At 58.1% G+C, this 20,841-nt stretch carries 20 protein-coding genes; 12 read left to right on the forward strand and 8 right to left on the reverse strand.

What is annotated here, in order from left to right:
- Positions 1-44: 44 nt before the first annotated feature.
- Positions 45-1,031 carry a tripartite tricarboxylate transporter substrate binding protein gene (locus tag FRH_RS05380; RefSeq protein WP_239285770.1) on the reverse strand — a complete coding sequence of 329 codons (987 nt, stop codon included), beginning with the start codon at positions 1,029-1,031 and terminating at the stop codon, positions 45-47.
- 216 nt (positions 1,032-1,247) lie between these two features.
- Between FRH_RS05380 and FRH_RS05385 the strand changes: the two genes are divergently transcribed.
- Entirely contained in the window at positions 1,248-2,027 is a 780-nt protein-coding gene (locus tag FRH_RS05385) for an IclR family transcriptional regulator C-terminal domain-containing protein (protein ID WP_281997920.1), read from the forward strand.
- Here FRH_RS05385 and aroQ read toward each other — a convergent pair.
- Together aroQ and FRH_RS05395 are read right to left on the reverse strand one after the other, a co-directional pair.
- The gene (gene aroQ, locus FRH_RS05390) at positions 2,020-2,457 is read right to left on the reverse strand and encodes a type II 3-dehydroquinate dehydratase (RefSeq protein ID WP_281997921.1); all 438 of its coding nucleotides are present in this window, start codon (positions 2,455-2,457) and stop codon (positions 2,020-2,022) included. The two genes, FRH_RS05385 and aroQ, sit on opposite strands and share 8 nt — an antisense overlap.
- A gap of 54 nt (positions 2,458-2,511) precedes the next feature.
- Positions 2,512-3,882: a VOC family protein gene (locus tag FRH_RS05395; RefSeq protein WP_281997922.1), complete on the reverse strand. Its 1,371-nt coding sequence runs from the start codon at positions 3,880-3,882 to the stop codon at positions 2,512-2,514.
- 196 nt (positions 3,883-4,078) lie between these two features.
- Here FRH_RS05395 and FRH_RS05400 point away from each other — a divergent pair, with 196 nt between their 5' ends.
- Both FRH_RS05400 and FRH_RS05405 read left to right on the forward strand, forming a co-directional pair.
- Positions 4,079-4,948 (forward strand): DUF72 domain-containing protein, encoded by an 870-nt coding sequence (locus FRH_RS05400; protein WP_281997923.1) that lies wholly within the window; start codon positions 4,079-4,081, stop codon positions 4,946-4,948.
- 155 nt (positions 4,949-5,103) lie between these two features.
- A complete protein-coding gene (locus FRH_RS05405; protein ID WP_281997924.1) occupies positions 5,104-6,447 on the forward strand; it encodes a sodium-dependent transporter in 1,344 nt (447 codons plus the stop codon).
- A 49-nt stretch (positions 6,448-6,496) separates the two neighbouring features.
- Here the strand turns inward: FRH_RS05405 and FRH_RS05410 are convergent, their stop codons facing one another.
- Positions 6,497-6,715: a hypothetical protein gene (locus tag FRH_RS05410; protein WP_016915471.1), complete on the reverse strand. Its 219-nt coding sequence runs from the start codon at positions 6,713-6,715 to the stop codon at positions 6,497-6,499.
- A 255-nt stretch (positions 6,716-6,970) separates the two neighbouring features.
- On the opposite strand from FRH_RS05410, the gene hexR reads away from it, so the two are divergent.
- The 3 genes from hexR (at position 6,971) to FRH_RS05425 (ending at position 11,348) form a co-directional block, all read left to right on the forward strand.
- Positions 6,971-7,825 (forward strand): transcriptional regulator HexR, encoded by an 855-nt coding sequence (gene hexR, locus FRH_RS05415; RefSeq protein ID WP_139526102.1) that lies wholly within the window; start codon positions 6,971-6,973, stop codon positions 7,823-7,825.
- A gap of 91 nt (positions 7,826-7,916) precedes the next feature.
- Positions 7,917-10,115 (forward strand): DNA helicase II, encoded by a 2,199-nt coding sequence (uvrD, locus tag FRH_RS05420; protein ID WP_281997925.1) that lies wholly within the window; start codon positions 7,917-7,919, stop codon positions 10,113-10,115.
- Positions 10,116-10,259: 144 nt separating this feature from the next.
- On the forward strand, positions 10,260-11,348 hold the full coding sequence (locus FRH_RS05425; RefSeq protein WP_139526104.1) for a TRAP transporter substrate-binding protein: 1,089 nt from the start codon (positions 10,260-10,262) through the stop codon (positions 11,346-11,348).
- Positions 11,349-11,419: 71 nt separating this feature from the next.
- Here the strand turns inward: FRH_RS05425 and FRH_RS05430 are convergent, their stop codons facing one another.
- Positions 11,420-11,833, reverse strand: a complete 414-nt coding sequence (locus FRH_RS05430) for an acyl-CoA thioesterase (RefSeq protein WP_139526105.1) — start codon at positions 11,831-11,833, stop codon at positions 11,420-11,422.
- A gap of 203 nt (positions 11,834-12,036) precedes the next feature.
- On the opposite strand from FRH_RS05430, the gene FRH_RS05435 reads away from it, so the two are divergent.
- The 6 genes from FRH_RS05435 to cysZ all read left to right on the forward strand — a co-directional run bounded on the left by FRH_RS05435 (position 12,037) and on the right by cysZ (position 17,920).
- Entirely contained in the window at positions 12,037-12,933 is an 897-nt protein-coding gene (locus FRH_RS05435) for a phosphate ABC transporter substrate-binding protein (protein ID WP_281998152.1), read from the forward strand.
- A gap of 96 nt (positions 12,934-13,029) precedes the next feature.
- Complete coding sequence (locus FRH_RS05440) at positions 13,030-14,148, forward strand: ABC transporter permease subunit (RefSeq protein ID WP_139526106.1); 1,119 nt, start codon at positions 13,030-13,032, stop codon at positions 14,146-14,148.
- A complete protein-coding gene (pstA, locus tag FRH_RS05445) occupies positions 14,148-15,560 on the forward strand; it encodes a phosphate ABC transporter permease PstA (RefSeq protein ID WP_281997926.1) in 1,413 nt (470 codons plus the stop codon). The genes FRH_RS05440 and pstA overlap by 1 nt, the downstream gene beginning before the upstream one ends.
- A complete protein-coding gene (gene pstB / locus FRH_RS05450) occupies positions 15,554-16,366 on the forward strand; it encodes a phosphate ABC transporter ATP-binding protein PstB (protein WP_139526108.1) in 813 nt (270 codons plus the stop codon). The genes pstA and pstB overlap by 7 nt, the downstream gene beginning before the upstream one ends.
- 30 nt (positions 16,367-16,396) lie before the next feature.
- Positions 16,397-17,122, forward strand: a complete 726-nt coding sequence (phoU, locus tag FRH_RS05455; RefSeq protein ID WP_139526109.1) for a phosphate signaling complex protein PhoU — start codon at positions 16,397-16,399, stop codon at positions 17,120-17,122.
- A gap of 66 nt (positions 17,123-17,188) precedes the next feature.
- Positions 17,189-17,920 carry a sulfate transporter CysZ gene (gene cysZ, locus FRH_RS05460; protein ID WP_281997927.1) on the forward strand — a complete coding sequence of 244 codons (732 nt, stop codon included), beginning with the start codon at positions 17,189-17,191 and terminating at the stop codon, positions 17,918-17,920.
- A 71-nt stretch (positions 17,921-17,991) separates the two neighbouring features.
- Here the strand turns inward: cysZ and FRH_RS05465 are convergent, their stop codons facing one another.
- The 3 genes from FRH_RS05465 to phoR all read right to left on the reverse strand — a co-directional run bounded on the left by FRH_RS05465 (position 17,992) and on the right by phoR (position 20,841).
- Entirely contained in the window at positions 17,992-18,312 is a 321-nt protein-coding gene (locus FRH_RS05465) for a hypothetical protein (RefSeq protein ID WP_139526111.1), read from the reverse strand.
- Between the two features lie 579 nt (positions 18,313-18,891).
- Positions 18,892-19,191, reverse strand: a complete 300-nt coding sequence (locus FRH_RS05470; RefSeq protein WP_348773459.1) for a hypothetical protein — start codon at positions 19,189-19,191, stop codon at positions 18,892-18,894.
- A gap of 357 nt (positions 19,192-19,548) precedes the next feature.
- Positions 19,549-20,841: a phosphate regulon sensor histidine kinase PhoR gene (gene phoR / locus FRH_RS05475; RefSeq protein ID WP_281997928.1), complete on the reverse strand. Its 1,293-nt coding sequence runs from the start codon at positions 20,839-20,841 to the stop codon at positions 19,549-19,551.

A 20,841-nucleotide genomic window follows, 5' to 3' on the forward strand; every position in this document is an offset into this window, starting at 1 on the left:
GAACGCAGGTTCTCGCCCCAGTGCACAACGTGAAGTGGTGTGACTTACTGGCTAATACCTGCCTGCTCGGCAACGTTTTCCCAGCGCTCTACTTCCGCAACGATGAACTGCTTGAACTCCTCGCCGGATACCTGACCCGGTTCAGCGCCTAGCTGTTCGACGAAGTCTAAAAACTCTTCACGTTCCATGACCTTGTTCAGGGCCTCTTGCATGACGCTCTGCGCTTCTTCGGGGAAGGAGTTGTGCGCAATCAAGCCAAACCACGCCGTGGTGATGAACTGATCGAGGTTATACTCACCAATTTCAGACAGCGTGGGCACGTCCGGCAAGAATTCAGAGCGCTCGGCGGAGGTGACGGCCAGTGCGCGCAAATCACCCGAGCGGATATGCGAGAGCACGGTGGGCATGTTCTCGAACGAGACATCCACGTCCCCCCCCAGCAGCGCAGGCAGCGCGGCGCCACTTCCCGCAAACGGTACGGCCGTCATGTTGGTCTCGGTCAGCGTTTTGAACAGCTCGCCAGACATATGGATGGAGCTGCCCACGCCGCTGTGGCTAAACGTCATGTTCTCTTCTTTGGCGGCTTCCACGAACTCGATGACGCTTTCATAGGGACTGTCGGCGGGCACCACCATGACGTTGGGAATGTCGATCATGTTTTGCAGGAAAACGAAGTCGTTCACCGGGTCATAGCTCAGGTCGGGATAAATGGCTGCCCCAATCGTATGGCCTGGAGACGCCATGAGAATGGTGTGATCGGCGTCCCGGCCACCGCGAGCAAGACGCCCAGTCCCTACCGTCGACCCCGCACCCGGGCGGTTTTCGACGACGACATTCGCATCGAGCTCTTGTTGCAGAAGGTCAGCGACGCGCCGAGAAAGTACATCCGTGGTACCGCCCGGCGCGTAAGGGACCACCAAGCGGATGTCATCGGTGGGCCACTCGTTTGCCGTGGCAGACGATACCGTCAGGCCCAAGGTGAGCGTGCTACCGACGGCAGCGAGACAGGCAGTGCGGAGGAGCTTGTTCATTATTATCATCCTGTGCGTTAATTATTGTTCGTATCACGTACATATATTCGCAGTATATGCATTGAGATTACGTTGTTGCTAAGCGTTTAAAAAACACAACTTTAGTAGCATTTCGTCCAATAAGACCCAAAGCACCGGGACAACTCTATAAGTTCGCATAACGAACTTTTTTACGTTACCCTTTTCGAATGCTTTCGAACACAGTGGATATCGAACATGCAAGAAGAGATGCTTAGTACGGAGAGCCGCGACTTTGTCACTGCCTTAGCCAGCGGTTTGGAGGTCATACAAGCATTCGACGCTGAGCACCCGCGCATGACGTTGAGCGAAGTCGCCTCGCGCACCGGCATGAATAGGGCCAAAGCGCGACGCTTTTTGCTGACGCTGCATGCCTTGGGCTACGTACGCAAGGAGCAGCGCTACTTCGAGCTAGCGCCCCGCGTGCTCCAGCTAGGCTATGCGTTTTTGTCCGCCAATAATTACCAAGGCGTCATTCAGCAATACTTGGAAGAAATCACCGTTGAGACAGGCGAGTCGTCCTCGCTGGGCGTGCTAGACGGTCACGACGTGACCTATGTCGCGCGCTCGGCTGCCAAACACCGCCTCATGGCCATCACCCTATCGGTAGGCACACGGCTGCCCGCCGCGTACACCTCCATGGGGCGCATACTGCTGGCTCAACTCAGCGATGAAGCACTCGATCGCTTTTTGGCGACGATTACGCTTGAGCCCTTCACCGATAAAACCGTGACCGATGTCAACGAACTGCGCCACCGCATCGTCGAGGCACGCCAGCAAGGGTATGCCATTTCGGATCAGGAGTTGGATTCGGGCCTACGCTCCATCGCGGTACCGGTGTACGACGCTAAACAGCACTTGATGGGAGCCATCAACATCAGCACCAACGCGGCTCGAGTCGACCTCGACACGTTGGTGAACGTTTACTTACCGGTGATACAGAGCAAAGTCGCCCACATACGCGCGACCATCAACTAGCCATCACCGCCTCGAGCGCCGCTTTATAGCCCTGCACGCCGAGTCCCGCAATCACGCCATCGGCGCGTAGCGAGACGTAGGAGTGGTGACGAAACGACTCGCGCTTATGCACGTTGGAGAGATGCACTTCGATGACACGGCCATCGAAGGCGTTCAATGCATCGAGAATCGCCACCGAGGTATGCGTATAGGCCGCCGGATTGATGATGATGGCCCGGGTGCCGTCCACCCTCGCCGCGTGGATGGCATCGATGAGCGCTCCTTCGTGGTTACTCTGCAGGCAGTTGATCTCCCAGCCGCCCATCACCGCTTTTTCGCGCAGCAGGTTATTCACGTCGTCTAGGGTGTCGAAGCCATAAATCTCTGGCTGACGTGTGCCCAGTAGATTGAGATTAGGCCCATGTAACACCAATACTTTGTCCTGCTGCATCGTGCCCTCCTAAGGTGATGTGATCGAATCATGGCAAACGTTGGTCGCCACGTTCTAACACCTTCCTTTGAGCACTGCCAGCGCCGCGTCCAGCGATGCCTGCTCGCGGCTTGCGTAGAGCGCAATCTCATCGATCACATCGGCCCCTAGGTCGTGCTCGAACTGCGCTTGGTTGGCCTGACTGGCGTATTCGTCGCGCTCCTCGCCGCCCAGATTGGACTGGAAGATACCCGCCGCGCTGACCGGCAGGAAATCTTCGTAGATCATGGGTTGGCAGAACAACGCCCCCTGGTCGACGAGAGCCTCCAGGGTCTCCGCATCGATGTGTTCAGGCAGCGATACCTTAACGTCTGGAGCGGCGTAGTAGTGGAAGAACGCGAGCCCTTCACGACGCAGCGTCTCGAGATCATCAGGGAACGCTTGAAACACCTCGGCCAGCTGCGCTTGGTGGGTGGCGTTATCCTGAGCAGCGGGTAACTGCCGCGACTGGGCCAAGAGCTGGTCGTAGAGCGCTCGTCCTTTCTGCGTCAAGGCAACGCCGCGCTGCTCGATTTCACCGAAGCGGGCGGTGTGATGACCGGCCACGCTATCGGCAAAGGTAATCGTCTCTTCCAGCGCTTTGAAGCTGGTTTGGCGAAGCAGAATCGGGCAGCGTCGACGGGGCGGGCCTTCGATCACCGCTTTAGGGTCGATGCCGACACTCGGCATCTGCTGCTGTACCGCATCGATATCCAAGGTGCGCGGCGTCAAGTGATTGATATGCGGGCCGTAAAAACTCACCACGTCGGCAATCAACCGATGCTCTTGATGCAAACGGTCGTAGGTGGCGCGGTCGACGGTGGCATCGTGATGCCAGCGGAACGTATCGAGCGCGGCCTGCACGAACGCTTCGGCATCGGCAGCGTTCAAGCCCCCTTGCGCTTCGCAGCGGGCAATCAGCGCTTGCGCCTCGGGGGTGACGATTTCACGGTGGGAGAGAATTTCCCGCGCCTGCTCGCGAAGCGCTGCGTTTTCGATGAGCTCTAGACGCAACAGCGAGGTAAAGACACGAAAGGGATTACGCCTCAACGCGTCGTCGTCCACCGGACGAAAGGCCGTCGAGTGCACCGGCACACCGGCAGCCGCCAAGTCGTAGTAACCCACCGGATACATGCCCATGACCGCAAACATGCGCCGCAGCAGCGCCAGCTCTTCGGGCAGGCCGACCCGGATCGCTCCATGACGCTCGACGCTCAGGCGCGCCAGCTCGTCAGACGCTTCGAGCGAGCGGGCGAGGTCGGCATCGTCTGCCAGCACGTCACGATTCACACGCTCCACCAGCGAGAGCAGCGTGCCGTATTGCGGTACTTCCTGTTGATACATCGCCGACATCGCTTTGGAGAAGTGATCGCGAATATCGTCGGCGCTTACATAAGCAGCATCCATGGGGCGTTCCTGTCGATTGTCTTGTGAGCGTTGTAATGATCGCCATAGTAGCGCTGTAGCGACGGGGAGAGTTTCATAAATGTGGCCGTTATCTTCATGAACACGCCTTGCACCACCGCCACAGCGGGCGATGTTAAGGTTACACTAACTTTTTTATACGTTACTTTGGCTACTGTCGACAAAGGCTACCGTTGCGATGACCGCCTCATGCTCGCCCCTACCGCTATATCTTGGCTTGCCCATGTGGGCCAATCAGGATTGGCAGGGTGGCCTCTACCCGCGCCAGGCCAAAACCGACCTGCTGAGCGACTACGCAGCAGTGTTTTCCAGCGTCGAGGGTAATACGACGTTTTACAGCGGTGCGCCCAAATCCGACACCATCGCTGCTTGGGCCCGCCAAGCCCCGGCGCATTTCCGCTTCTGCTTCAAACTGCCCGCGAGCGTGACGCATGACCAGCGCCTCGGCAATTTAGCCGCTGCCTGGGAGTTCATCGCCGCACTGACGCCGCTTCATGACCGGCTAGGTCCGACCATGGTGCAGCTACCGCGCGATTTTGGCCCTTCAGAGCTGCCTAAGCTAGAAGCGCTGCTTGCCCACTGGCCAGTGCATCTGCCCTGCGCCGTGGAGGTGCGCCACCCTGTTTTTTTCCACAAGGGTGAGGAGGAGAAAGCCTTCAACCAATTGTTGATAACTTATGGCGCCAACCGTGTGATGCTCGATGTGCGCCCCGTGTTCTCGACCCCTGCCAATGGCCATGCAGGTCTCGCTCACGCTCAGCAGGAAAAGCCGAAACTCCCGCTACACGTGCTTTCCACGGCAGAGCAACCGATCATTCGCTTCATTGGCCATATTGACAAAGCCATCAATACTCGCTACTTCGAGCCTTGGGTAGACCGCCTCGCCCTGTGGATAAGTCAGGGGAAAACCCCTTTCTTATTTGTGCATACAGCCGATAACCGAGCGTCGCCAGAGATGGCTCGCCATCTGTACCACACCCTCCAACGGCGCATTTCACTACCGCCACTCGCCCCCTTTGCTGACGCAAAGCAGAGCCAGCTATTCTAAGGCCTCTTTTTAGACGAGCTGACTGGCAAGCCCCCCTATGATCGGATAAATTGCGCGTTCTTTCGGAAAAGCACGCTGGCAATCTCTCTATTTCCGAAAATCGGTGCAGTGCGCCGACAACGACTCATTACAATCGAACTTCACATAGGTGATTTATGGCAAAACTTGCACATGCACAGTGGTCGTCACGCATGGGCTTCGTGCTGGCGGCTGCGGGTTCCGCCGTTGGCCTGGGCAATATCTGGCGCTTCTCTTACATGGTGGGCGACAGCGGCGGTGCGGCGTTCGTACTGGTGTATTTGGCATGCGTCGCGCTGGTGGGCCTGCCCATTTTGGTCGCCGAATGGATGATTGGCCGTCGCGGCCAGAAAAATCCCATCAACACCATGTCTGATTTGGCCGCTAGCCACGGCAAGACGCGCGCTTGGGCAACGATCGGGGTGAGCGGTGTTCTCGCCGCCTTCTTGATCTTGTCGTTTTATAGCGTGATCGGCGGCTGGTCGTTGAACTACACCCTGAGCTCGGTGATTGGCACCTTCAACGGCCAAGATGCGGACAGCATTGGTGCGCTGTTCAGCGGCATGCTAGGCAGCCCGACGACACTGCTGCTGTGGCACACCGCCTTCATGGTGCTGGTGATCGGCATCGTGGCCCGCGGCGTCACCAAAGGCCTGGAAAGCGCGGCTCGCACCATGATGCCTGCGCTGGTGGTACTGATGCTGATCCTAGTCGGCTACGGCATGACCAGCGGCTACTTCGGTGAAGCCCTGAGCTTCATGTTCAGCCCGGACTGGTCTGCGCTGAATGGCGGCGTGGTGCTGGCGGCCATGGGCCAAGCGTTCTTCACCCTCTCGCTGGGCATGGGCATCATGATGGCCTACGGCTCTTACCTGGGCGAAGACGTCAACCTGATCAGCACCGCGCGCACCGTGATCATACTGGATACTGCCATTGCCCTGCTGGCCGGCTTGGCGATCTTCCCGATCGTGTTTGCCAACGGCTTGAGCGCAGGCGAAGGCCCCGGCCTGATCTTCGTGACGCTACCGCTGGCGTTCGGCAACATGACCGGCGGTACGATTCTGGGCCTGATGTTCTTCCTGCTGCTTACGTTTGCAGCGCTGACCTCTGCCATCTCGCTGCTGGAGCCGGTGGTGGAAACCCTGGAAGAGCGTACCTCGATGTCGCGCTTGGTAGCGACGTTTGCGAGCGGTATTGCGGTATGGGCGTTAGGCGTTGCTGCCCTGCTCTCGTTCAACGTGTGGTCGGAAGTGCTGTTCTTTGGCTTGAATATCTTCGACCTGCTCGACACCTTCACCAGCAAGATTCTCCTGCCGCTGACCGGCCTGGGCGCGATCCTGTTCGCCGCCTGGTGTTTAGAGCGCAAGAGTGTCGAGACTGAGCTTGGGTTGTCAGCCGCTGGTGTGGGCGTGTGGAACATACTCGCACGCTTCGTCGCGCCCGCAGGTGTCATCGCCGTGTTCGTGGCCGGCTTGATCTAAGCCGTCACGGCCCCGCTGACCGGCGGGGCAGTATCCTCACACGCGGTGGTTAGTGCAATTCGCTCTCTTGCGGGTCGTCATCGTCTGGCAAGGGAGCGATATCCCGCGACAATTTCTGAAACTCCCGATGCAGCTCGATCCCTCTGCGTGCTCTTAGGCTACGCTGGGCGGCGCTGCGCCGACGTTGGGCATGCTCATCGACCTCCATACTCATGAATATGTCGAGCAATTCGCTTTTTACCGAGGTCATTCGTTCGACGTTTCTCATGATCGACGCTCCTCCAGGTGAAGTTGCCTACGTCCACCTGCATCCGTGACCACTGATTTTTTGAATGATGCAGTGCGGCACGTCACTTCTTACTATAACCTACTTGACAAAATGATGACGAATCTTGAAGAAATAGGTTAACGCCCTTTTAACGGCAGCCCCGGTGGATGATTACCGCTACCCTCTTCCCGTCACTCAGGCATACTGTGGCCACCTAGGCCTCATAAGCACGATCAAGAATTTAAGGAGCTGAACGTGAGCCGCGCCCTGTTCGATGAAATGAGACGCCGCATGGAGCATTTCCGTCGCTCCGAGCAAAAGGTAGCGCGGTTCGTGCTGCGTAATCCCGATGAAGTGATCCATATGCGGATCGTGGACCTGGCCACCGAGGCGAAGGTGAGCGAGCCCACCGTGGTGCGCTTCTGTCGCGCCCTTGGCTGCAACGGGTTTCAGGATTTCAAGCTCCAGCTCGCTCAGATGCTGGCCAGTGGCAGCCAGTTTGCCCAGTTCTCCATGAACGATAGCGACTCGGTGGCGGAGTTTTCCCACAGCATTTTCGACTCCACCGTGGGCACGCTGCTGTCGGTACGCGACCGGCTCGACAACGAATCGCTGGGGCGGGCCGTGAACGCGCTGGCCATGGCCAACCGGGTGGAGTTTTACGGCTTTGGCGCCTCCGGTGCCGTGGCATTCGATGCCCAGCACAAGTTCTTTCGCCTGCAGATCTCGACCTCTGCCTACGCCGACCCGCACATGCAGAACATGTCGGCGGTGACGCTGCAAGAGGGCGATGTAGTGGTGGCGATTTCGCAAACCGGGCGCACCAAGGCGCTGGTGGCCAGCGTACGTTTGGCCCGCGAAGCGGGGGCCACGGTGATTGGCCTGTGCCCCAGCGAGTCTCCGCTGGCCCACGAAGTGAGCTTGCCGCTGTTCATCGATGTGCACGAAGATACCGAGATTTACACGCCGCTCAGCTCGCGCATCGCGCATCTAGTGCTGATCGACGTGCTGGCCGTTGGCGTGGCCAAAACCCGCGGCCCCAAGCTTGCCGAACAGCTCAAAGCGGTGAAAAAGAGCCTGACCACGCTGCGTTATCCAGACGACCAATGAACACGGGCTAACGCGACGTACGCTGTATACCCAGCCAGTGGGCGGGCTGTGCTAAACTGGCCGCCCATTTTTCGAACCGGCAGCGGCTTATATGGACGACGTCACGGCGATACTCGATCAGCTCAACCCCGCCCAGCGAGAGGCCGTCAGTGCCCCCCAGGGCAACCTACTGGTACTGGCGGGCGCGGGCTCCGGTAAAACCCGCGTGCTGGTTCACCGCATTGCTTGGCTGATGCAGGCCGAGGGGCTGTCGCCTTACGCGCTGCTGGCGGTCACGTTTACCAATAAAGCGGCGCGCGAAATGCGCACGCGCTTAGAGGCGCTACTGGGTATTTCCATGCGCCACGTGTGGGTCGGCACCTTCCACTCCATTGCCCACCGGCTGCTGCGTACCCACTGGCAAGATGCCCGCCTGCCGCAACACTTCCAAATCATCGATTCCGATGATCAGCTCCGGCTGATCAAACGACTGCTCAAAGATTACTCGATCGACGACGAGCGCTTCCCGCCCCGCCAGGTGCAGGGGTTCATTGCGGGCTGCAAAGAGGAAGGGCTGCGGCCCCACCAAGTCAACGTCAACGGTGATGGCTATTTGGCACAAATGGTCGAGCTCTACGAGCGCTACCAGTTCACCTGCGAACGCGGCGGGCTGGTGGATTTTGGCGAGCTGCTGCTGCGCAGCCTGGAGCTTTTGCGCGACAACCCGCCGCTGCTGAACCACTATCGCGAGCGTTTCGGCCATGTGCTGGTGGACGAGTTCCAAGACACCAATACCCTGCAGTACGCGTGGCTGAAACTGCTGACCGGCCAGCAAACGCCGATGACGGCGGTGGGCGATGATGACCAGTCGATTTACGGCTGGCGGGGCGCCAAAGTGGAAAACATTCGCCGCTTCGAAGAGGAGTTTCCCGATACCCACACGGTGCGTCTGGAGCAGAACTATCGTTCGACCAGCGCGATTTTGGACGCTGCCAACGCGCTGATCAGCCATAACAGCGAGCGGTTGGGCAAAAACCTCTGGACCGATGGTATCGAGGGCGAACCGATCTCGGTGTATGCCGGGTTCAACGACCTGGAAGAAGCCCGCTACATCGTCGACACCATCAAAGAGAAAATCGAGGAGGGCTTCAACCGTCGTGATGTGGCCATTCTATACCGCTCCAACGCTCAGTCACGGCTGCTGGAAGAGACGCTGATTCGCCAAGGGATGCCCTACCGCATCTACGGCGGCCACCGCTTTTACGAGCGGCTGGAGATCAAGAACGCCCTGGCCTACCTGCGCCTGCTGCTCAATCGTGACGACGATGCCTCCCTCGAACGCGTCATCAACGTCCCCACCCGAGGCATCGGCACCCGCACGGTGGAAATCGTTCGCCACCGCGCCCGCGAGCAGAGTGTCTCGCTCTGGCAGGCGCTCCACGACGCGATTCAGGATGGCACCTTGAAAGGCCGCGCGGGCAACGCCGTTCAAGCCTTCGCCAACCTGATCGAGCAGCTCGATAACGACGCCGCCGGGCTACCGCTACATGAAATCATCGACCATGTCACTGCCCATACCGGGTTGATCGAACACCATCAAAGTGAGCGTGGTGAAAAGGGCCAGGCCCGTGTCGAAAACCTGGAAGAGCTGGTCACCGCCGCCCGCGCCTTCACCCATGGCGACGCCTTCGAAACCCCGGAAGCGGGCGAAGGCATGGCAGCACTGGAAGCCTTCTTATCAGAAGCCGCCCTCAACGCGGGGGACCACGAAGCCGAAGAGTTCGAAGACAGCGTGCAACTGATGACGCTGCACTCGGCCAAAGGCCTGGAGTTTCCCGTGGTGTTCATCGCGGGCGTGGAAGAGGGGCTGTTTCCCCACAAGATGTCCGTGGAAGAGCCTGGGCGGCTCGAAGAGGAGCGCAGGCTTTGCTACGTGGGCGTCACACGCGCCATGCAGAAGCTCTACCTCACCCACGCGGAAACCCGCCGACTGCACGGTAAAGAAGTGTTTCCACGCCCGTCGCGCTTCTTGCGTGAGCTGCCGCCTCATCTGCTGGAGGAGGTCCGCCTGCGAGGCCATGTATCTCGCCCGGTGACCGCCTCGCGGCAAAGTTTTGCCCAAACCAATATCGAGAGCGACGGCGAGCTACCTGCGCTGCACGTCGGCCAGCGAGTCGAGCACCCGGTCTTCGGCGAGGGCATCATTCTCAACGCCGAGGGAGAAGGCGCCCGTGCGCGGGTGCAGGTGAGCTTCGATGGCGAAGGCGTGAAGTGGCTCGTGCTCGGTTTTGCCAAACTGACACCGCTTTGAACGTAGCGCCGTTTTCACCTCGTAAAAGGGCAAGTGAAGACAGGGACTTGCCCTATAAAAGCGGCTTAGCGCATACTGGCAGGCGGACACTGCGCTCACTGCGCTTATAAAAAAACAGCCTATAATTTCGGAGTCATGCCCGCCATGCAACGCCGCCAATTTTTGAAAACCGCCGGCCTAGGCGCCGCCGGTGTCGCTGCTGCCCCCTTTGTTTCTACCGCCAGCGCTAACGAAACCTACACGTGGGATATGGTCACCTCCTGGCCGAAGAACTTCCCTGCCCTCGGTACTGGCGCCAACGACTTTGCCCGCCGAGTGGAGCAGCTCTCGAACGGCCGTATGCGCATTCGCGTTCATGGTGCAGGCGAGCTCGTGCCAGCACTGGAAGTATTTGACGCCGTCGCCGCAGGCACCGCCGAAATGGGCCACTCCGCCTCTTATTATTGGCGCGGCAAAGTGGCTGCCTCTCAGTTCTTCACCGCCGTGCCCTTTGGCATGACTACCACCGAAATGAACGCGTGGCTATATCATGGCGGTGGCCAAGAGCTGTGGGATGAGATCTACGCCAACCACAATCTGAAACCCTTTGCCGTGGGCAACACCGGTACGCAGATGGCGGGCTGGTTCAAAAAAGAGATCAACTCCCTCGAGGACATGCAGGGCCTCAAGCTGCGCCTGCCGGGGCTCGCCGGGGAAGCCATGAACGGCATCGGCGTCAGTACCGTCAACATGGCCGGTTCTGAAATCTTTACCTCACTGCAAACCGGTGCGCTCGACGCGGCGGACTGGGTCGGCCCCTATAACGACCTAGCGTTCGGCCTGCATCAAGTGGCGGATTACTACTACACGTCCGTGTGGAACGAGCCCACTGCCGTTCTCGAAGGCACCGTCAACCTGGATGCCTGGAACGCGCTGCCGGAAGACTTGCAGGACGTGATTCGTGAAGCGGCGCGCGCTTCTAACCTAGCGATGATCAGCGAGTTTGCCTACCGCAATGCTCAGGCCCTGGAAACGCTGGTGGAAGAGCACGGCGTGCAGCTACGCACGTTCCCGGAAGACGTCATGGCCGCGCTGTACGAGTCCTCCAAGCAGGCGATTCAGCGTCAGGTCGAGAGCGATGAAGAGTCTCGCCGCGTTTACGAGTCCTATTCGGCCTTCCAGGAAGTGGTGCGCCCGTTTAGTGACGTAGGGGAGTACGCCTACCTGAAAAGCCGCGACAATGTCGGTGCTTAACGTATTAGCCAATGTGAAAGGGCGCTTCGGCGCCCTTTTTTGCTATAAGGTCACGCTTACGATGTGACGGACTAGCCATGGACGGCACGGATACGACCGTTATCGTCCAACGCCACCATGACGAAACGCGCTTCGGTGACTTTCTGGCGCTCTTCAATGTGGCGGCCATGGGGTGGGCGCACCCACACCTCGACATCGATTTTGATCGAGCTATGGCCAATATCCTGCACTTGGGTATAGACACTCACCATGGACCCGACCCGCACCGGGCTCAAAAAATCCATGGCTTCGATGGCGACCGTCGCGGTGCGGCCACCGGCTTCACGCCCGGCAGCCAGCTCCGCCGCTTGGTCCATATGATTCACTAACCAGCCGCCAGGAATATCGCCATAGAGATTGGTATCTTGCCGAGAAGCCAGTAACTTTAAGGTGAGCTGCCCTTTGGGGGCCGGTACGTCGTCCAAGTCGGTATCCAGCGGTGTCATAAGGTGGTCGCTTTGTAAGGTTATTGTTGTAGTGAAACGCTGTAGTAAAACCGGTACTCAAAACCGGCACTACGCAAGTGCATCACGTTGCTGCATCGCAACAGGGTAGCGATAGTTAATCATAAGAGGGGTGATGTTTGAAGGGCAATCGTTGGGCGTGCCATTGCGAGCGGATTCATCGCTGTTGTCGCCGTTGGGTGGCCATGGGCGTGCTGCTCTGCTCCACGGTTGCCTGGGGGCAACCTGCACCGGTGAGCGGCACCTTGGGTGCCGTAGGCTCCGACACCATGGCGGGGCTGATGCTCCGCTGGGGGGAAGCACTCAACCACCGCTACCCGGATATTACGCTGCAGTTTCAAGCAGGTGGCTCTGCCAGTGCACCGACCGCGCTAGTGGCAGGAACGACGCGCTTTGGCCCGATGTCGCGCCCCATGACCGATACCGAGCGCCAACAGTTCATCGAGCGCTACGGCTACCCGCCCCGTGAATTGAGCGTTGCCCGAGATGCCCTACTGCTGGTGGTTCACCGCCACAACCCTCTGGCATCGCTCACCCGCGAGCAGGCCGATGCGATTTTTTCCACCACCTTGTCGTGTGGGGGGCAGCAGCCAATCCGTCGCTGGGAAGAGTTACTGCCTGTGGCGCAGTGGCCCTACGGCAAGATTGCGCTACATGGCCGTAACTTGGCCTCTGGCACCCACGGGCTGTTTCTGGACCGGGCTCTATGCAACGGCCAATTCCGTCGCGATATCAGCGAACACCCTGGCTCGTCGGCGGTGATCGCCGCCGTAGGCGAGTCACCCAATGCCATGGGCTACGCAGGCTATAACCACGTGAATGCGATGGTTCGTGCCCTGCCGCTGATCGACGAGGCCGGCCGCGCTATCCGGCCAACTGTCTCGACGATCCAGGACGGCACTTATCCGTTATCGCGAAACCTCTACCTCTACGTGAATCTGCCGCCAGGGGAGACGCTACCGCCTGCCGAACAGGCGTTCATCGAACTGATCTTCTCCGACGAAGGTCAGCAAATCGTTCGAGCAGCGGGCTTCGTACCGCTGCCCCAAGCGCTGCGACAGCCGCCGCTGCTGGCGCCTTAGATTGTCATTTAAATGTCATAAACATGCCGTAGGGTGAAGAACTTCTGCCATGTACGTACTTTTTTGCGACGCTACTCGTTTCTTTATGATGTCGACATGACTCCCCCACGGCTACCTCTTTCGCGTCAGCCGCTGCGCCTCATTCATGACCGTATTGCCACTGGCCTGATTACCGCCGGTGGTATCGGTGTTCTATTGGCCATTCTTGCCATTGGCGTGTTTCTAATATGGGAAACGCTACCGCTGCTGTCGTTTGGCGACACCTTATCTCTCAGCACGTTATCGCCACTGGCATGGGGTACGCTCAAAGCGGCCCTCGCTGCCATGCTGTTCGCGACCCCCATCGCGCTGGGCGCGGCCATGTACTCGGCGCTGTTCATGTCGGCACGGCTACGCAGCCGTATCAAGCCGCTATTGGAGCTCATGGAAGCCATTCCCGGCGTGGTCGTGGGCTTCATTGCCGGTTTGCTGCTGGCCCCTTGGGTAGAGCGTCATCTCGCCAGTACGCTACTGGTGTTTATATGGCTGCCGCTAAGCGCTGGAGTGGCAGGCTCGCTCTGGTATTTCGCCGGTTCGCGTGTGCGTCGGTGGCTGCCGCTCTCTTGGGCGGGCCTCTGGCTGATGCCTTGGCTCGCCATCATGATCACCTTGGCGCTGTGGTTGGCACCGCTCTTGGAACAGCTCTGGTTCGGCGGCGACCTACGGCTCATGCTCGATCAGCAGTACGGCCTCGATTACGCCACCCGTAACGCGCTGATCGTGGGGATCGCCATGGGGTTTGCGGTGATTCCTAGCATCTACTCGCTGGCCGAGGACGCGCTCGCCGATGTGCCTGCCAGCTTGATGGAGGGCGCTCAAGCACTGGGTGCCAGCCGCTGGCAGGCGCTGTGGAAAGTCGCGCTGCCTACCGCAGGCCCAGGGGTCTTCTCGGCCGTCATCATAGGTGCCGGGCGCGCGGTGGGCGAAACCATGATCGTCTTGATGGCCAGCGGCAATACCGCGCTGCTCAGCGCAAGTCCCTTCGAAGGGTTGCGCTCGCTATCGGCATCGATTGCTATCGAGCTTCCAGAAGCCGCTCCCGGTGGGATGACCTATCACCTGCTGATTTTTGCAGCTCTGACGCTGTTTCTCTTTACTTTTTTGGTTAACACCCTTGCTGAGATGGTGCGCCAACGCCTACGTCAGCGCTATCAGCGCATCGGTGGGAGTCGCTAATGCGCTGGCACCGGAAGCCCCCCCGCCTTACGTCCGTGGGCAGCCTGTTGTGGCCTTGGCTATGCGCCGCTAGCGTTGCGCTGTCGCTGCTGATGCTGGCAACACTTCTGACGTTGCTCGCCGCCCATGGCCTGGGCCACTTTTGGCCTGCCACGCTGGAACAAGTCACTCTGCGCTCTGGGGAGACGGTGATCGGTCAGCCGGTGCGGGAAGCCCCGCTGCCCAACGCAGCAGGGACAGAACGCCTCTACTTTACCGGCAACCGGGATATTGACGGCGACAGCTGGCGCTGGGTCGCCCTCGGCGATATCGCCGACATTGCGGAGCCCAACGACCTCATCCGCTTGGAGCGTGCCCCATGGGGGGACTTCATCGGGCGCCTAGACGTCGTCGAGAGCGCAGGTCAGCGTTTTGAGGGTGAGGCTGCCTGGGCATTCGTTGCACAAGCGCTTAGATTGCCTGACGGACAACGGCCGATCGCACGGCTGCAGCTCACTTCCGCCCAGGGCGACACCGTGAGCCAACCGTTAGCGGGCGTCACTCGATTTCAAGCACCAAACGCCATGTCCTGGGGCCAAAAAGTCGCCGTTTGGTGCAAGCGTATATGGCAATTTCTTAGCGAAGGTCCCCGCTCGGCCAATACCGGCGGCGGCGTGTGGCCCGCCATCTTCGGTACGGTCATGATGGTGATGCTGATGTCGGTCATCGTGACGCCGTTTGGCGTACTGGCCGCCATTTATCTCAATGAAATCGCGCATCAAAACCGCCTGACCCGCTTGGTGCGTATCGGCGTACGCAACCTTGCCGGTGTGCCGTCGATCGTTTACGGAGTGTTTGGCTTGGGCGTTTTCGTTTACGGGATCGGGGGCTCCATCGACAGCTGGTTTTTCGACGATACGCTGCCTTCCCCCACGTTTGGCACGGGCGGCCTGCTCTGGGCATCGCTGACCCTGGCGCTGCTCACTCTGCCGGTCGTCATCGTGGCCACCGAAGAGGGCCTGGCACGCATTCCCGATGCGCAGCGAGAAGGTGCGGTCGCACTGGGCGCCACCCGCCTGGAAATGCTGGTCCGCGTGGTGCTGCCCATGGCGACCCCGGCCATGCTCACCGGCGTGATTTTGGCCGTGGCCCGAGCCGCTGGCGAAGTCGCCCCGCTGATGCTGGTGGGCGTCGCCAAGCTGGCTCCCCAAATGCCTGTGGATGGCGAGTTTCCCTACTTGCACCTAGAGCGCAAATTCATGCACCTTGGCTATCATTTATTTGATACCGCTTTTCACGGCGAAGATGTCCAGGCCGCCATTCCCCTGGTGTTTGCTACTGCGCTGCTGCTCGTATTGATCGTGCTCGTGCTTAATCTAACTGCCATATTTCTGCGTCATTATTTAAGGCGTCAACGAGGAAACGAATGCTAGCGTTATCGTCCGCCAACCCGCCTCATGCATCGGTGACTCGCTTTACTGCCGAGACCTGCTGTTTGAGCATCAACCAGTTTCACCTCGCCTATGCGGGGAAAACGGCGTTGCGTGACCTAACGCTCGATGTGCCTCGCCACCGAGTCACCGCTTTCATCGGCCCGTCGGGCTGCGGAAAATCGACGTTACTACGTGCTATCAATCGGCTGCACGATCTTAACGAGTCGGTGACGCATCGAGGTCAGATTCAGCTGGAGGGTCAGGACATTCACGCCCCACAGATGAACGTCACCGAACTGCGTCGCCGTGTGGGCATGGTGTTTCAGACGCCCAACCCATTCCCAATGTCCATTTATGAAAACGTCGCCTTTGGGCTGCGTTTGCAAGGGCGCATGCCCAAGCGCAAACGCGACGACATCATCGAGTGGGCATTGACGTCCGCGGCCTTGTGGGACGAGGTGAAAGATCGCCTGCACCGCTCGGCGTGGCAGCTATCCGGGGGTCAGCAGCAGCGTTTGGTGATTGCCCGGACGCTCGCCGTACAGCCCGACGTGCTGCTGCTCGACGAGCCCGCCTCGGCGCTGGATCCGATCTCGACGCTGAAAATCGAAGAGCTGATTCGTAACCTGAAATCCCAGCTCACGCTGGTATTAGTGACGCACAATATGCAGCAAGCCGCACGGGTATCCGACTACACGGCTTTTTTGCAGCAAGGTGAACTCGTTGAATACGGGCCAACGGATCAAGTGTTCACCAACCCGCGTTTACAGCGCACCGAAAATTACATCACCGGCCGCATGACCTAGGCCCAACCGACGTTACGTCAGGAGTGCTCAATGGATATTACGAGCGATACCCACAGCCAGCATATCTCTCGCCAGTTCAACCAGGAGCTGGAAGAGCTGAAAACCCACCTGATGGCCATGGGCGGTCTGGTGGAAAAACAAGTGCAAGATGCCGTTCACGCGCTGCTGGAAGGCGACAGCCGTCTCGCCGAAAAAGTGCGTGACAACGACCGCCAGGTCAACGACCTGCAGCTACAGATCGATGACGAATGTACCCGCGTCCTAGCGCGTCGTCAGCCAGCCGCCTCTGACCTGCGCTTGGTACTAGCGGTCATTCGCGCCACGTCGGATCTCGAGCGGATAGGCGACGAAGCCAGCAAAATCGCCCGTAACGCACTTTTGCTGAGTGAGAACAGCAGCAGTATTCGTGGTTTGGTAGAAGTGCGACATATCAGTGAACACGTGCGTAAGATGCTACGCGATGCGCTGACGGCCTTTGCCCGCTTCGATACCGAGCTTGCCATGCAGGTCGTACGCGAAGACGAGTCCGTGGATGACGAATACGGCAGCGCCATGCGCTCGCTGATGACGTTCATGATGGAAGACTCGCGCTCGATCAGTTCCGTGTTGAGCATCATGTGGGTTCTCCGAGCATTGGAGCGCGTGGGCGACCACGCCAACAATCTGGCGGAGTACGTGGTCTACCTGGTGAAAGGCTTGGATATTCGCCACAGCGACCCCGACACCCTAGATCAGAAGATGCTGAAAAAGCCTTGACCTGACAGGTCATTGCTCCTGCAATACGCCCAGATGACTCATCTGGGCGTTTTTAAAGGAGACAACATGGTGGATGCCATCACGACGTTGAGCCAAGGCACGCGTTTGGTGTATCAAAAAGGGCTGCGGCGCTACATTTTCCTCCCCATCCTGGTCAACCTCATCGTCTACGCCAGTATGCTCAGCGTCGTATTCCAGGGCTTTTCAGGCTGGTTGGATAGCGCCATGACCATGGTGCCCGGTTGGCTGGAGTGGCTCTCCTGGCTGATTTGGCCGCTCTTTTTCGTTAGCCTGCTGGTGGTGATCTTTTTCACCTTCACCCTCGTGACTCACCTCATTGCCGCACCGTTTTACGGCTTTCTTGCCGCAAAAGTCGAGCGACAAGCCACCGGGCGGGAACCGCTGGACGATCGCGGACTGGCTAAAACGGCCATCGACGCACTGGGGCGCGAGCTAGTCAAGCTGGGCTATATTCTGCCGCGCATGGCGGCGCTGTTCATTCTCAGCTGGATTCCCGGCCTCAACCTACTTGCGCCGCTTTTGTGGGCGCTGTTTTCCGCCTGGGTGATGGCGATCACCTATCTGGATTATCCAATGGATAATAACAAAGTCACGTTTCGTGATATGCGCAGCCGCCTCTCGCGACGCTGGTGGCCCAGCCTTACCTACGGCGGGTTGATCATGCTGGTTACCTGGATTCCCCTTGCCAATCTGTTTTTGATACCCGGCGCCGTCGCAGGGGCAGTGCTCATGTGGGACGGGCATTATCGCGGCACACAGGATGTAGTGAACCCGTGACGACGCGACAGTGGGAGGCATAGACACAAAAAACCCCGCCTAGGCGGGGTTTTGGGGATATAGCGCTGGGCTTACCAACGGATACCGTCACCTTCGTCGCGGTTCAGCTCATTGGCGTCATAGCCCGTTTTGCGGGTGGCTGTATCGGTTGAGTCGTTGGCGCTGCTAGACGTAGAGTAATCCAGCGTGTCACCTTCGTCATGGATCAGGTCACTAGTAGAATACTGGGCCGGACCTGACGTATTGTGCGAGCTTGGCTCGATAATATCGTGACCTGCAGAACGGTCTTTATTCAATTCAATGGACGTGTGGGCAAAGGCCATTGGACTTGCAACCAAACCGAATGCAACGCTTAGAACAGCCGTCTTTTTCGCTAACTCGTTAAATAACATCGCTACGTACTCCTTTAACGTGGAGCCAGTCGGCGTAGGCCAGAACCAGAACACATGAGCGCCTACGACTAATGGCTAACTTAACACCTAGTTATTGCACACAAGATGCCAAATTACATAGAAAATAAAAAATTATTTTATAAACATGTATTTATACAAATTACATTGTGCGCAATATAATGCAGCAACGTCAAAAATACCTCAAATATATTGTGCAATAATGACACATGCGCCGTGTACGTGGCGCAGAATGACTCACCTTAAGAAAGATTCCGCAGACTTTCATGCAGGCTCGTTCTAAAGAAAACCTTACATACCCTCTGCATATGCCGCAGGCACAAAAAATTAGACCCCGCAGGGCGGGGTCTTGGTCACTCTTACTTGTCAACGATACTGACGTCTGGCTTCCTATCCTTTTGCGGGGTGCCAACCTTGGTATATCCCCTGACCAGCGTATTGATCGTTATCTGATTCTTTCCATGAATCTTTGAGCATCCTTGCTATAGGACATCCTTGCCCCTTAAATGCTCACTCCTAAGCGTAAGAGTTTTTAACAGCTTTGCAAATAAATGTTACAACTTACATGCCGCTATTTTCTTCCGGAAGCTCTTCGGTGCTGTCGTATGTCGCATCCGAGTCATCGCTCATGGAATTCGGCTCCATATCGCTGGCGTTATCGCCTTCGTCATGGGTTAAATCTTGGTTGCCATGATCAGATGGCATCGCAGTATCGCTGGACTGAGATTCCACCGGCTGCTCGTCTGGAGAAATATTGTCGGCCGGGTCAGCAGGCTCTTGGGCAAAAGCCAATGGGCTTGCTACCAAACCAAACGTTACACCTAAAATACCAGCTTTCTTGAGTAGTTCCTTGGACATCATATTCCGCCTCCTCGATCGCTGTGAAATACCGCTTTAGTAAGGAAGAGCGACTTCATGTCTTACCAGTTCCTGCGGTAATCTTCCTTACCAGAATTTTTGCATCCGACATGCCAAAATTTCAAAAAAATAGAAAAATACATATAAATACAATAGTTTATAAAAAAATAAAGCCATGCCAAAATAGCTTCAGCCGCGATTTCATAGCGAGTTAATTGGCTACATATGGCACATGCGCGGTGTTTGACCATGCTTACATGCCAATATGACACACTTGTACATAGATTATGCAAATCGACGAATGAGGAAGGATTGAGTGTACGAGGTGAGGCCGGTGAAACGAGTGGCCGAGCGGCATTTTTACTCGTTGACCACCCTAGTGGCCGGGAATACGCAACGGAACAGTGCCCCTTCACCGGGCAACGACTCCACTTGGAGCTGCGCATCGTGGCGCAGGAGAACGTGTTTTACAATGGCCAGGCCCAGCCCAGTGCCACCGGTGGCGGTGCTGCGCCCCTTATCGACGCGGTAGAAGCGTTCGGTGAGACGCGGGATATGGACCGGATCGATCCCTTCACCGTCGTCGTCCACTTCGATGCAGGCACTGCCATTGGGCAGAGCCGCCCAGCGGAGCGTGATTTGACTTCCCTCCGGCGTATAACGCACTGCGTTGAATGCCAAGTTGGAGATCGCACTGCGCAGCTCCTGCTCACTGCCGATTAGGCGCGCTTCGCAATCGAGTACGATCTGCACGCTGTGTTGCTGGTGAGACAGCGCCAGCGCATCGCGGCGAATACTCTCCAGCATCGGCCCGACGGCAAGCGGCTGGTGATCTTCTCCCCCTCGATCGATTTCGAGCCTAGAGAGTAGTAGCAGGTCGTTGACCAAGTTCTGCATGCGCTTGGTCTGCTCCTCCATTTGACCGATGCCTTTGCCCAAACGGGGCGGCAGCAGCTCTTTCAAATCGCCATAGGTTTCCAAGTAACCCGACAGCACGGTCAGCGGTGTGCGCAGCTCGTGAGACACGTTGGCTACGAAGTCACGGCGCATCTGTTCGAGGCGATGCAAGCGCGTAATGTCCCGGGCCATGACCAAGCGCTCGTCATCACCATAGAGCGTGATTTGATACTGCAGAATACGCCGCTCATCGATGGGTGAGGTGAGTGTTAGCGGCTCGCCATACTCCCGGGCATTGAAGTAGCTAATGAAGCGTGGGTCGCGCAGCAAGTTGGTAATATGCTGTCCGCGGTCATGGGCGGTTTGCAGGCCCAACATCTCGGTAGCCGCGCTATTCCACCACTCTAAATCACCATGCCGATCCAGCATCACGACGCTATCACGCATCGCTTCCGAGGATTCCTGAATACGCGCAAGGGTCGCCCGCAGGCGGCTTTGAGTAATGCGTTGGCTCTTTTGATAGCGGTAGAGACGATCGAAAAGCTCACCCCAAAGCCCCGTTGCCGCGGGCGGCTCATCGTGAGGGTGAAGCGTCAGCCATTGGAACAGCGCCTTTAATTGGCGCAAGTGATAAATCAAACAGAATAAGAGGCCAGCGGCGAGCCCCACACCGGGATACCCCACCAGCCACCCCAGGCACATGCCCAATAGCGCCAGCCAGGTAATGCGCCACCATTCACGGCTCCACAGGCGCAC

The sequence above is a fragment of the Halomonas sp. A020 genome (genome assembly GCF_027943625.1).
GTDB classification, from domain to species: Bacteria; Pseudomonadota; Gammaproteobacteria; order Pseudomonadales; family Halomonadaceae; genus Vreelandella; species Vreelandella piezotolerans.

What these genes read in the sequence shown, in the direction of transcription:
- FRH_RS05380 (WP_239285770.1), bottom strand. Translation starts at nt 1,031, where the DNA reads ATGAACAAGCTCCTCCGCACTGCCTGTCTCGCTGCCGTCGGTAGCACG.
- FRH_RS05385 (WP_281997920.1), top strand. Translation starts at nt 1,248, where the DNA reads ATGCAAGAAGAGATGCTTAGTACGGAGAGCCGCGACTTTGTCACTGCC.
- aroQ (WP_281997921.1), bottom strand. Translation starts at nt 2,457, where the DNA reads ATGCAGCAGGACAAAGTATTGGTGTTACATGGGCCTAATCTCAATCTA.
- FRH_RS05395 (WP_281997922.1), bottom strand. Translation starts at nt 3,882, where the DNA reads ATGGATGCTGCTTATGTAAGCGCCGACGATATTCGCGATCACTTCTCC.
- FRH_RS05400 (WP_281997923.1), top strand. Translation starts at nt 4,079, where the DNA reads ATGACCGCCTCATGCTCGCCCCTACCGCTATATCTTGGCTTGCCCATG.
- FRH_RS05405 (WP_281997924.1), top strand. Translation starts at nt 5,104, where the DNA reads ATGGCAAAACTTGCACATGCACAGTGGTCGTCACGCATGGGCTTCGTG.
- FRH_RS05410 (WP_016915471.1), bottom strand. Translation starts at nt 6,715, where the DNA reads ATGAGAAACGTCGAACGAATGACCTCGGTAAAAAGCGAATTGCTCGAC.
- uvrD (WP_281997925.1), top strand. Translation starts at nt 7,917, where the DNA reads ATGGACGACGTCACGGCGATACTCGATCAGCTCAACCCCGCCCAGCGA.
- FRH_RS05425 (WP_139526104.1), top strand. Translation starts at nt 10,260, where the DNA reads ATGCAACGCCGCCAATTTTTGAAAACCGCCGGCCTAGGCGCCGCCGGT.
- FRH_RS05430 (WP_139526105.1), bottom strand. Translation starts at nt 11,833, where the DNA reads ATGACACCGCTGGATACCGACTTGGACGACGTACCGGCCCCCAAAGGG.
- FRH_RS05435 (WP_281998152.1), top strand. Translation starts at nt 12,037, where the DNA reads ATGGGCGTGCTGCTCTGCTCCACGGTTGCCTGGGGGCAACCTGCACCG.
- FRH_RS05440 (WP_139526106.1), top strand. Translation starts at nt 13,030, where the DNA reads ATGACTCCCCCACGGCTACCTCTTTCGCGTCAGCCGCTGCGCCTCATT.
- pstA (WP_281997926.1), top strand. Translation starts at nt 14,148, where the DNA reads ATGCGCTGGCACCGGAAGCCCCCCCGCCTTACGTCCGTGGGCAGCCTG.
- pstB (WP_139526108.1), top strand. Translation starts at nt 15,554, where the DNA reads ATGCTAGCGTTATCGTCCGCCAACCCGCCTCATGCATCGGTGACTCGC.
- phoU (WP_139526109.1), top strand. Translation starts at nt 16,397, where the DNA reads ATGGATATTACGAGCGATACCCACAGCCAGCATATCTCTCGCCAGTTC.
- cysZ (WP_281997927.1), top strand. Translation starts at nt 17,189, where the DNA reads ATGGTGGATGCCATCACGACGTTGAGCCAAGGCACGCGTTTGGTGTAT.
- FRH_RS05465 (WP_139526111.1), bottom strand. Translation starts at nt 18,312, where the DNA reads ATGTTATTTAACGAGTTAGCGAAAAAGACGGCTGTTCTAAGCGTTGCA.
- FRH_RS05470 (WP_348773459.1), bottom strand. Translation starts at nt 19,191, where the DNA reads ATGATGTCCAAGGAACTACTCAAGAAAGCTGGTATTTTAGGTGTAACG.